Origin of the sequence: Elstera litoralis (genome assembly GCF_000963705.1) — a bacterium.
Lineage (GTDB): Bacteria > Pseudomonadota > Alphaproteobacteria > Elsterales > Elsteraceae > Elstera > Elstera litoralis.
Window position 1 is genome coordinate 1 of sequence record NZ_LAJY01000629.1, and the last position, 1,171, is coordinate 1,171.

A 1,171-nucleotide genomic window follows, 5' to 3' on the forward strand; every position below is an offset into this window, starting at 1 on the left:
GCCGTCTTTATCGATGAAATTGAACGGCGGGTAAGCGCCTTCGGTGCCCAACCGCAGCGTTTTTGCGCTTTGCGCATAGGCGCCCGAGGTGAGCGCCACGCCCAAGGTGGCCAAAGCCAGTACAATCTTCTTCACGGTCACTCTCCCAAGTTCCAACGTAAAACCAAATCCTGTTCGGGATTCTATCCCTTGAGCGATGACGACAGGAATTGTCGGCACCGATCCGATTTGGGGTTGCCCAACACTTCTGCCGGGGTCCCCTCTTCTTCCACCCGCCCTTGATGCAGGAAGACCACCTTATTGGAGACCTCCCGGGCGAATCCGATTTCGTGGGTCACGACCAGCATGGTGCGCCCTTCGGCGGCCAGATCGTGCATCACTTTTAAAACTTCCCCGACAAGCTCGGGATCGAGCGCCGAGGTTGGCTCGTCGAACAATAGGGCGTCCGGGTCCATTGCGAGCGCGCGGGCGATGGCGACGCGCTGCTGCTGCCCGCCCGAAAGCTCCAGCGGATACCCATCCTTCTTGGCAATCACGCCGACCTTTTCCAGCATCGCCTCGGCTTTGGCGATGGCGGCCTTGCGGTCCATCCCCAGAACATGAATCGGCGCTTCGATGACGTTTTCCAAAACGGTCATATGCTGCCACAGATTGAACTGCTGAAAAACCATCGCGAGCTTCTGGCGCAGCCGCTCCACCTGGCGTGGATTGGCCGGAACGCGTAGCCCGCGCTTGGTGGTCATCTCGATCACCTCGCCCTTGACCGACACAATGCCGTCGTCGGGCGTTTCCAGCAGGTTGATGCAGCGCAGAAAGGTACTTTTGCCCGAGCCGGAGGAGCCGAGAATAGCGATGACATCATGGTCGCGCGCTTCAAGGGAAATACCCTTCAGCACCTCCAGCGTACCGAAGCGCTTGCGCAAATCCTTAATTACAATTGCCTCCGCCGGAAGGGCGGATGCCGTGCGTGCGTTGGTCGCCGGTTCCATCTCGGTCATCGTCACCCTGTTCACGCTCCCGTCATCATCATGTCTCTATCACAGCGCTTCCAGCCCCCGAGTCAAGCCGGGAAACTCGGTGCAGCCCGCTTTGGCTTAGGCTGAGCAGGAACTGCCCAAGCAAGAAAAATACCAAAAACGAAACCGTCGCATCTCAAGTCAAAGCGCTGGGG

The 1,171-nt window shown here is 58.8% G+C and carries 1 protein-coding gene; it reads right to left on the reverse strand.

What is annotated here, in order from left to right:
• Positions 1–182: 182 nt before the first annotated feature.
• On the reverse strand, positions 183–989 hold the full coding sequence (locus VZ95_RS18420; protein ID WP_156995401.1) for an ABC transporter ATP-binding protein: 807 nt from the start codon (positions 987–989) through the stop codon (positions 183–185).
• Between the last annotated feature and the right edge of the window lie 182 nt (positions 990–1,171).